Consider the following 10,514-nt stretch of genomic DNA (forward strand, 5'->3'; position numbering starts at 1 on the left):
AATTCCTCAGCTGCAACGAAAGGATGGGGCCATTGTTGCCGACTTCGATCTCAGCTGCACTGTCCCCGGTGGTCTCAATGGCCGTCCTTCAAGTACACCCTGTCAGGGAACTGAGTCATCAGGCGATCCCTGGGCTGATCGGTGCGGAGCGGGCGTGGGTTATGCCGCCTGGTCTGAGAGTCTGCGCCCCCACCAAGGAGCCAAGGTTGGATTCATCGTCCTGGCTGTCAACTGGCTTTACATCAGCTCAGGTTGGGCAGTGCTGGATCACTGTGGCTGGATCAGTGATGCGACACATGGAAGCGCAGCCTGTGGCGATGGGGACGTGGGGCTCAATCGGATCATTCCCAGGCTGACAGGGCATCACCTTCCCCGTCTCAGCCAGGCGTTTCTTCCATCCGTTGGGGGTCTCACCAACAGTCTCATCTTCGGATATTCATGCTAACCTGATATCAGTGACAAGGCTTCTATGCAGGGCTACGCAATTGTAGGCATGGCTTGCAGATATCCAGGGATCAAGGATACTTCATCATATTGGCAGGCACTTGTTAACGGAGAGTCACTCCTCAGGGAGATGACTGACTCCTGGTCCAGACTTTACTACAATAAAGACCAAGACAGGTCTAATCCACGGGAATCGTATTCCACGATATACACTAAAAAGTATGGATCTATAGCTGAGAATAGTTGGATAGATTCTCTAAGATTTGCTTTTCCTCCTAATCTCGTTGAAGGAGATCCGTCCCAGTACCTCTGCCTGCAGGTGGCCGCCGAGGCCATGGCAGATGCTTTGCGCGGACGGGCCCCAGAGTGGATTCCCCATGAGCGGACAGGTGTGGTGGTCGGCATGGGTGACCACCCTCACAGAGGGATCGTCGGGGCGCTGATGAACGGCATGATCATGGAGCATTTCATTGACGTTCTTGCGGATTCCGTAGGTGCAGTTTTGAAAGGAGAGCGGAGGAAGCAACTCCGCTCCCTGCTTTCTTCAACTTATGAGTTGGTTGCTGATCCAGCAATCACACCTAACCTTATATCCAATGTAGTCTCCGGAACGATTGCAAACAGACTTGGTCTGCTTGGCCCTAACTATCTTGTGGATGGTGCCTGCACTTCAGGCATGATCGCTGTGGATCATGCAATCAAGCAACTGGATGCCGGTGATGCCGATCTGATGCTGGTAGGTGGTGTTCAGGCTACGATGAACTTTCCAATTTATCAATTGTTCTGCACAATTAATGCTTTGTCGGAGGAGGGAATATTCCCGATGTCGAAGTCCGCATCTGGGACACTTCTCTCTGAAGGAGTAGGATTCATTGCCTTGAAACGCTTGTCAGATGCCGTAAAGTCTGGCGATACAATCTATTCTGTAATTCGCTCGGTTGCCTTGGCCAGTGATGGAAAAGGTGAGGGCCTTTTAGCCCCCAATCGACAGGGTCAGGTCGTGGCGATGAAGAGGGCGTACGAAAAATGTGATATCAAGCCTTCAGATGTTTCATTGGTCGAAGTTCATGCAACGGGAATTCCTCACGGAGATAACACTGAGCTTTCATCGATGCTTGAAGTGTTTGCTGATTGTCACCGTGGTCTTTCCACTATTGCTATTGGATCTATTAAATCACTGATAGGCCATACGATCCCTGCATCTGGGGTGGCTAGTCTGATCAAGATCTCACTCGCACTTCAGAACAAATTGATTCCCCCTTCAATTTGTCCGGATCCCTTGGAGGCTGTTGCTGACCACTCGACACCTTTTTATATCAACCGCACACTTCGACGTTGGTTCCATTCTCCAGCCAAGCCGCGTGTTGCCGCCATAAATTCGTTTGGCTTTGGAGGCATTAATGGTCACTTGCTACTTCAGGAGTTTATAACTCCTAATCTTGAAAATCCAGCACCAAGCGTCCTTTTCCCATATCCAGCCTCAGGATCAAAAGCGCCCTCTGGTAGTGCAGGCCTGAGTTCCGACAACGACTCATCTGGAAGAACCTACCGTGGTTTGCTCCAGTATCGGCACCATGGCTATACAACTACTGGTCGGGCCATCTTTCTAGCGGCAACCTCCCGTTCAGAATTGCAGGAATTGATGGCTGGCATTGATGTTGAGGCGATCCAGCAAGCGGTCCTATTCAGGAACCCCCATGGCCATGATCAGTCCTCCGGGGTATCAGTCAGGCTGGTTATTTTTGCTTCTTCGCTCAAAAAGCTCGGAGAAGGTCTGCAGGATGCCTCGACCTGGTTAGCTGGGAATGTGTCAGCATCCAGTCATCGTGGACGCCATTTCATCTATTCTGAGTCCGTCAACTCACGCGGTAAGGTTGCATTTCTGGTTCCAGGTGAAGGAGTTCAAGCTCCTGAGATGCTCAGTGATCTGACAAATAATATTGATCTCTTTTCCTACTGGTATAATTTTATGGATGAAGCGCTGGATCGTGAAATACCACTCGGCTTGGTTACCTGTATGCCGAACGCTGATCTGAGCTGTACTCAATCCGCCAATGCCAAGCGAATGGAGCTCCTCTATGCTCAGGACTCGGCAACGCAAATCATTGCCGCTTGCCTGATGTCTTTCTATGAAATCGCTTCTCGGATAGGCTTGCGACCAGATCAGATTATTGGTCATAGTCAGGGTGAATCAAATGCAGTGATGCTTTCAGGAAGTCTTGCCACGATGAAAAATCAAGACGACTTAAAGACGCGGGTGAAGCAGATTCATGAATTCTTTTCTAAAGCGGATTCTATTGATGAATTTCCTGAAGGGTCGACATTTGCCATTTCTGGACTTGATACTACTCAGCTCAAAGAGATCCTCAAACGTCGGCCTGAGTGGTCCTTAATTTCTGATAATTGTCGTTCGCAGCGTATTGTCTTTTCTGAGGCTGCCTTCAGCAAGGAGCTGGAAGAGCAGGTGCTTGCTGCTGGAGGCTCCTTGCTGCCAACCCCACTGACACGTCCCTATCACACACGCTACTTCAAGCAAGGAGCAGAAACGCATCGCAAGCTCTACAGTCAGTTTCCTCACTCAATACAGTTCGAACCAGATCACGCAACTGTATATAGTTGTCTGACTACACAGCCTTACCCCAATGACTATGAGCAAGGAACTCAGATCTTCATTGATCAGTGGCTCAATCCTGTCAGGTACGAGGAAACCATTCGAAATATGTATAACGATGGTGCAAGGTACTTTATAGAACTAGGTCCAAATACTACACTAACTAGCTATACCAAAGAGGCGCTCTCTGACTATTCTGATATCGTCGCCGTTTCGCTGGGCACCTCGCGAAAAGACAGCACGACAGCCTTCCTCCAGTCTGTAGCCATTCTGTGGACTTCTGGCCTCGATCTAGATCTCGTGGGACTCGATGGTCTCTTCATTGAACGATATAGGACCGGCCTGACCACCGTGACGAGGCCTGCTGCGGCTGTCCCCGTTCTTTCTGAAATCCCACAGTACAACTCAGTCGGGCTAGGGGAATTCCTGGCATCCGTGTCATCGGACTCCGGGCCTCCGCCTGCCGGGAAGCGACGTGAGTTCTCTGGCCAGACCTTCTCGGACCAGAGAGTTGACTCTGTGACTCCCGTCAGTGAGGAATCAATGTCCTCTGGCAACCAGACCATGCCCAGCACCTCCGCGTCACCTGCCCCAGGTGTTGCGCTGCAAGATCCTGTGCTGGGACATCAACTTCTGCTCGAACACAGCCGAACGATCCTCACGATGCTGGCCAGCGCTGATTCCACGTCCAAGCAGATCTTCAATCAGGTTGACTGATCGATGCCATTGATGCTGGTACAGGCAGTTGACACAAGGCTGTGCCAGCAACTTTCAGCTCACTATTTATCTGGTCAAGAGCAGAGATGTCTTTCTACTTTACGGCATTCTGCACGAGTATCAGATTACGTTACCAGTCGGCTAGCCAGTAAGTTGTTATTGTTTCGGTGGTTTCAACATGATTGTATCGCTGCAACTGACCTAGAACTTTACGGTTCGCCATCCTGTCCCCCAAAGCTCTATCTCTGCAAGCGGGATCTCAGTAAACTCTATGTATCTGTTTCCCATTCCCGAGGTCTTGTGCTGGTTGGCATTACTGAACAGTCTGCATTCGGCCTTGATATAGAGCATGTCTCAGGTCATGACTGGCCTGCGATCTTCGCTTACATGCGCTGGCCCATGCCTACACCCATCCATCGAGTATCCATGGAAGGTTTGTGTTGTTGTGTCTGGACAATTTATGAAGCTGGTTTCAAGCTTTTTGGCGGTCTTGTTGCCCAGGCTGACTTTCGGTTGCTTTCCATCACCTTCCCTGCCGATCAGCCGTTGATGAACCGAGGAATATTTTCTTTTAAAGGGGCCTTCGCAGACCTGAGGTTTGCTGGAGAGGGTATTGTAGAAGATGCTTGGACCATTTCAGTGGCAATGCAGCCTTTGTCCTAGTTATCACCCTCAGTCGTATGTTCTTTCGGTCCCAGGTCATGTTATGTGGTTATTCAGTTTCCAGCTAGTGGCTTAGTAGTTGGGCCAGATCTCTGCCAATCTCACTGTTAGGGTCGGAAATTTCTTGTGATATATCCGTATGGCTGAACGGGTAGGCTTTGACCGTTGCCTGCATATTCAGCTTAGTCTTTAGAAGAGAAGCAAGGATCAAAGAGCTGTCATGACTAAAGCGCTTCTGCGTTGTTGCAAAGTAGGCCCAGCCCTTGTCATCGCTAGGGGCGAGCGCAGCACTATTCAATAAGCATTCTACTGGAGAATATTTGCTTATCAGTTCATTCAAGCTGGCGTTAGTGTTGGCATCATGACCAACTAAACGTTCAATCTCAAGTCTTACATTTTGACGTGCAGCACGGTATCGCTTAGATAAGTCATAGGCTGCAGAGTCTACAAAAATAAATGATGTGTGAGGTTTCGAGAATAGACCCTTGGAAAGGCCCAATGCGAGTAAATAGGAACCAGCTGAATGTCCAAGATAGATGACTGGTGCTGATGGGTCAACTGGACAAAGTACTGGTAAATCAGAGTTGACCCACTGGTCAAGTGACCTTAAAGCCAAGAGCTGATCATCTATGACAGAGCCACCGCCTTCGGCAGAAAGAGGGTAGTTACAAGAGAGAAAGTTATAACCTAGATGGTTGAAATATAAGTCCTTTCCTAGAATATGACGTTTTGATCCTCTTCTCAGCCCTCCTCCATGAAGAAAGATAACGGTTCCTCTGGCCGAGATAGAGGCAAGTTGATAGGCATCAAGAGTCACCTTGCTTCCATGCGCTGCAATGAGTGCAGGCGCATAGCACAGGTCACTATGATATTGAACTGCTATGTCTGGACGCAGGCGTATTGATGATCTTCGCGTCGACGGTTTCAGCAGGATATTTTTGCAGCGAATCAAGGACTGCCAAAAGCTAAATGTCATGAGAACCCTAGGTCAATGGGAAATGGGAAGTGGATCAAGCTGGATGCATGAGATATTTGATAGTCTCGCCGATGGAATCATGCAATAGGCCTCGTCGTTGAAATGTCCACTCTTTTCATCGTAATGAATCAACTCATCATAGATAATCATCTGGTCAACAGCTCGAAAGCCTAACATGAGGAGCTATTAAGTCTACACATATAGGTGAGGCCCAACGGCTAGCTCCAGCATAGATGTAAGGTCGCCGGCATTTCCAGCCTGTCGTCCCTGAGGAACTGTACGCGCTTCATAGCCAGAATGTGGCTGGCTATGGCGGCCCAACGTGCCCGTACAGCGGTGCTCCAGTTTTCTACATGGAATCGACACTGAAGCGCATGACAGATATTCCATGCAAGGACCAAGATCCCTGGCTCCTTGGTCCCTGTGCAACGGCTTGAAAGCGGTCATCACGGAATGTAGACGTAATCTGCCCAACAGCGGACCTGTACCAACCATCCATTGTTCCCCAGAACATCCTGAAGGCGTCAGTGTGGAGCCGATCTGCCCCAGGTCACCATCAGCAGATGCCTCTGCATTGAACGTTCGATTTGATCTGGAAGCATGCAGTAGTATTGTCATGGGAATCTGGATCAGCCACATGGAGACCGAAAAGCCGGATGTCGATCAGTCTTTCCACGTTGAGATGGTCAGACAGCTTAATTTGTTGCCAAATAAGTTTCATCAGATATCTGCAGAAGATCTTGATCACTTGAACGAAATTTCTATTGAGGAGGCCGAGAGGCAATTATCTCTCACCTCGGCTGCTATGAGACTATTTTCGAATTTTGAAAAGTTACTTCCTATTGGACCGATTGCCGCTAAAAAGCTTGGCGGTTTTGCAAGCACATCCAAGGATCAACCAAAGACTTGAAAATATTTCTTTGAATGATCTGTTCATGTACCGATGAACTCAGATTTGCTAATATAATAGAGGATAGAACTGAATATCGCCAATATTCCACGATCGCTTTTTTGGGAAAGCCCGAACAAATAGAATATTAGATAGATATGATCTGACACCCTCCCTTTGGATTGAATTTGTATTCACCGGCGTCCGAGTCTGATGTTCTAGTCAAGACTTTAGGCCCAAAAGGATTTGCAGTACAGGCATAGGTATGGTTATTCCATTTGATGATGTTTCTAATCCCAAAATTGTACATATTGTTAAAGCCGTTATGCGTCATGCAGTTCCAGTCAACTCCATCCTCCGAACACCAAAGCTCTGCGCCACCGTAAGAGGATAAAAAGACTTGCATTGTATCCCAATCGAGAAGTCTGCCAAATCTGGTTTTCCGTTCATCCCTTAATGCCCAAAGACCAAATATCGACCAATCCATAGTTCCTAGGAGCAGTTTGCCGTCAATACTTACAATCTTCCAAATATAGGCATTGAAATAATTGCCAAAGCCAGGACCTCGCCCGCTCAGCGGTAACAAGCCATCGCGTGGATTGGCGCAAACCAGTTCTAATTCGTCGTTGGGAGCCAGTCGCAGAACTTCTGCTGCTGCTGGCCCAACATTGTTGGTTCGATCATGCCCACCATTTTGGATGCCAGTACCGATATAAAGATAATCTCTGTGACTACATAAAGATATGATTCCCTGGTTTAATGCTCCTCGACCACCCCCATCTTTAACCACCAATTCCCATTTAAAATCATACTTGCCAATGCGCTGGCCTCTCCATAGCTGAAAGCCATTAATTCCGCCAGTCCCTGCATAAAGCAATCCTTGGTGGATACAGAGTTCATAGACAACAACAACCTCAGGGAAAGTCCCTAGCCCCTTCCCGTTGATGGAAAACCATTGACCGCTTTTAGGGTCATCTGTTGCAAAGATTGTGGTGATGCCGGCCCCATTAACGTTCCCATTTGATGCGCCTGTAATTGTTGTAACTAAAAGTTCGTCATATTGAAGAAGTGAACGAATCGAAGTAAGTGTAACTTCATTGGATGAAAACTCCGAGATAATACTTGGTTTAGGGAGTCGTTGAAAACTTTCTCCGTCATAGCTGACCATCAGATCAGGGCCATCACCTCTGGAGCGGGACGTAGACGCGACGTACAGAGCCTTATCTGATGATCCCTCCTTATATGTGCACATGCTCCTATACCCGTAATGTCGTCTGAAGGGCGTCCCTGTTTCTGGTTGATACCAATCTGCTTGATGGACACGCTTGGGCGTAGATGATTGCGGGCTAAAACGCCAAATCTCTGCTGCGGAAACTCTTTCTTCAAAGGCCTGCTCGTAATTCTTATATTCAATTGGCACCGGCCACATGTCAATGTGAACATTGGGCATGCCAAAACGTAGAAAGACAAGGTTAGCGCGGCCTGTACCGATATACATAGATCCTTTAAATACTGCTGCTGAATAGGCGTAGGCGTTATAGGGGTCTCCAAATCCGCAAGCACATACAGGAGCTGGATTGACGTGCTTATGTAAGGCTATTGTCATCGTTCAGCCCTCATATCCAGGGATGTTGCTCATCAGGTCTTGGCTCAGCTTTGATAGCGAATGAAGAGCAGGGAAGGCTTTCCAGATCTCAGCACGATCGTTAACGATCCTATTCTCAAGAAAGAACTTTAAGTCGCCAGCATACTCATTGGTTTCAATCTGCTGTTTCTGGCCTTCAACATATGGATTAGCACAATCGGGGTAAAAAGGAAGCTGTAGAAAATCTAGGATTGAAGTCATGGCTTGTTCAGGATTCATGACAAGCTCTTCGTAGCTGACATAATGCAGGCGAATGTGATCAATGCTGGGAAGAATGGATTGAACATTTTCGTGACACAACGCCCAGATCATCTCGGGAATGGTGGATGTATCGCCCGAATAGCGACGTGCAAATGGAATGATTTCCTGCAACTGCGAATCAATCAACGATTTAATAACCGCTGAGGGATGACGTGTAAGATAAATGAACCGTGCGTGAGGAAACTGCGTAGAAATTCTTTCAAGTGTTTCTCTGCTGTAGGCGTAAGATGGAGTCTTGTCAACAAGATACTGTTTTGAGAAGCTCCTGTTGATTTCAGTGAAGAAGTTCAGAATGGGTTCTTCAGTTTCGATGAATTTTAATTCAAGACGATTGGAATCATCCATGCTGATTCCATTGATTCTGGCGCGCAGTCGAACAGTTCCACCAAGCAGATGCCTAGTTTCAGCATGACCCAAGGCTGCGTGCCGCTGCGCGTATGTTTCATAATGAAGAAGATGCAACTCCTCAGGTGACTCGATATCTGGATGTTGATCAAGCATCCTTTGTAGCAAGGTTGATCCTGATCGAGGCGAGGACAGGATAAAAACGAGTTGATAGTCTGTTGCGACAGGACCTGGGTCGGAAAATGTTGGCTTTTGAATTAGTGATTTAAACTCGTCAAATTGTTTTATCTCAAACAGGGAGCGTCTGTATTTGCTGTCGTTCACAGTTTGCTCTGGATATCCATTGTCAACACTTGCGCGTTGCTCGTTTGCTGCAGGACGAAGTGCCGACTGTTCAATGATATAATCGCTCAACTCTCCTATTTTTAGATCAGACACATATTGACCCTCTATAGGCATAACCAGTTCTATGAAGGACAGTCGTTCATTCCCGAGAGCCTGGCATTTTTGGAAAATAGAAACAAAATCAACTGATGTAAGCCCAAGATCAGCAATGAGTTGAGTGCCTGCAGAAAGTGTTTCATCGTAAAAGATGTCATTATTTTCGCAGTACTCATCAATAATCTTTATGACGTCTTGTAGCATTGTCAAAAAAGAGCTGCCTGATGGTAACACGATTTCGGAGGAGACATGCATATGGTGGCCCGCCCAAGTCCTTCTTGGGCGCCATGGGATACGCCGTTTCCATCACTGGACCATAAGAGCATAGCTCCATGAGGTGAGAATGCATCATGCCAGTCAACCCAAGCGGATTCACCTAACCAGACCGCCTCACCTGGGCCCTGAGAACTGGTTTTTCTGCATTGACAGGCTTGCCTTACTGATATTAATGTAGAAGTTAAGCTTAATTGAAGCTTGACACGATTATGCTTCAGTTCTTGGTGATGCACTCAGCACACAGTCACGTTGCCGTAATGGTTATGACTGATTGCTCTCTTCTGTTCTTTCAGCCAAGTTAGCTAGGGGCTACCTCCAACCACATCCAAGCTACGGTATGTCGAAATTGAGCTTGCCGCCTTTTATTCTCTTGACATTGCTTTTAAGCCCTTACTTGTGTTCGGCTATTTGCAGTGAAGGTTTCGAATATCCGCCTAATATTGTCGTCTAATGAAGTTGTTCCGGCTGTTAATGAACGAACGAGTTCCTCAGAGTTGTGGTACGGCCCAAATACCCTCGACCCCTCACCCCATGCAATTGCACCCCCTGCTCGACTGACACCGATCTGCCGCTACGGCCGGATTCGCCAGAATTCCGAGGACTGCAGGAGCCTCTCCCAAGTGGCTGCTGATCAGACAATCGCTGACCTCATTGTCCCATGCGGTTGGCAATCCACTACAACGCAGAAGGCTTCGCCAATCGTTCTGCCGGGCAACTGCTCTGGAGGATCAGCGGGGTGTTTGCCGCAGCCAGCGGCGGACCCTCGATCCGCAGCACCTGTAGCTGGCTTTGGTTCTATGGCACCAGCGCTGCTCGCCACACTGCATCGCCAGGGTGGTCATTGCGCCCTTTTCGACCGTCGGAAGGGCCATGCACGCTCAGAGGCTGGAGGTTTGTCATGAATGGACAGTCCGGTCGTGATGGAGTGCCCCATATTGTTTTTCATGACGTCGGGCGATCCCCAATTATAGCTTTCATTCTCGCGGAACTGCATCTTATTCTGTATTGATCAGGAATCTTTTGGTTTACAGTCAAGTCTGATGAGAGTCGGCTGTAATCAGCTTTTTAAGGCGCCTTAAGCTTTGAAATTCGAACGCCAAGGATATGCTCAGTGGTCTATGTAGGGACTCCTGAAAAACGGCCGACTCCATATCTCGCCGTAACGGGCGTCTGAGCTGGACTTGTGCAGGCTATGCCCACGTCTATGCGGTGACTGGCCAATCGTTCCAGCTTTCGTCGGTAAAGG

General features: G+C 48.2%; 6 protein-coding genes. 3 read left to right on the plus strand and 3 right to left on the minus strand.

Annotated elements, in window-relative coordinates:
* Positions 1–493: 493 nt before the first annotated feature.
* Positions 494–3,772: a type I polyketide synthase gene (locus VB734_RS01600; protein ID WP_323242879.1), complete on the plus strand. Its 3,279-nt coding sequence runs from the start codon at positions 494–496 to the stop codon at positions 3,770–3,772.
* A gap of 300 nt (positions 3,773–4,072) precedes the next feature.
* Positions 4,073–4,435 carry a hypothetical protein gene (locus VB734_RS01605; protein ID WP_322781473.1) on the plus strand — a complete coding sequence of 121 codons (363 nt, stop codon included), beginning with the start codon at positions 4,073–4,075 and terminating at the stop codon, positions 4,433–4,435.
* A gap of 64 nt (positions 4,436–4,499) precedes the next feature.
* On the opposite strand, the gene VB734_RS01610 is transcribed toward VB734_RS01605, so the two are convergent.
* A complete protein-coding gene (locus VB734_RS01610) occupies positions 4,500–5,411 on the minus strand; it encodes a hypothetical protein (protein ID WP_323242878.1) in 912 nt (303 codons plus the stop codon).
* 433 nt (positions 5,412–5,844) lie between these two features.
* On the opposite strand from VB734_RS01610, the gene VB734_RS01615 reads away from it, so the two are divergent.
* Entirely contained in the window at positions 5,845–6,321 is a 477-nt protein-coding gene (locus VB734_RS01615; protein ID WP_322781471.1) for a hypothetical protein, read from the plus strand.
* 127 nt (positions 6,322–6,448) lie between these two features.
* Here the strand turns inward: VB734_RS01615 and VB734_RS01620 are convergent, their stop codons facing one another.
* Positions 6,449–7,906, minus strand: coding sequence for a hypothetical protein (locus VB734_RS01620; protein ID WP_322781470.1), 1,458 nt, complete (start codon positions 7,904–7,906; stop codon positions 6,449–6,451).
* A gap of 3 nt (positions 7,907–7,909) precedes the next feature.
* Positions 7,910–9,247 carry a sulfotransferase gene (locus VB734_RS01625; protein ID WP_322781469.1) on the minus strand — a complete coding sequence of 446 codons (1,338 nt, stop codon included), beginning with the start codon at positions 9,245–9,247 and terminating at the stop codon, positions 7,910–7,912.
* Positions 9,248–10,514 lie beyond the last annotated feature (1,267 nt).

The organism is Synechococcus sp. BA-124 BA4 (assembly GCF_034931165.1).

What these genes read in the sequence shown, in the direction of transcription:
- VB734_RS01600 (WP_323242879.1), top strand. Translation starts at nt 494, where the DNA reads ATGGCTTGCAGATATCCAGGGATCAAGGATACTTCATCATATTGGCAG.
- VB734_RS01610 (WP_323242878.1), bottom strand. Translation starts at nt 5,411, where the DNA reads ATGACATTTAGCTTTTGGCAGTCCTTGATTCGCTGCAAAAATATCCTG.
- VB734_RS01620 (WP_322781470.1), bottom strand. Translation starts at nt 7,906, where the DNA reads ATGACAATAGCCTTACATAAGCACGTCAATCCAGCTCCTGTATGTGCT.
- VB734_RS01625 (WP_322781469.1), bottom strand. Translation starts at nt 9,247, where the DNA reads ATGCATGTCTCCTCCGAAATCGTGTTACCATCAGGCAGCTCTTTTTTG.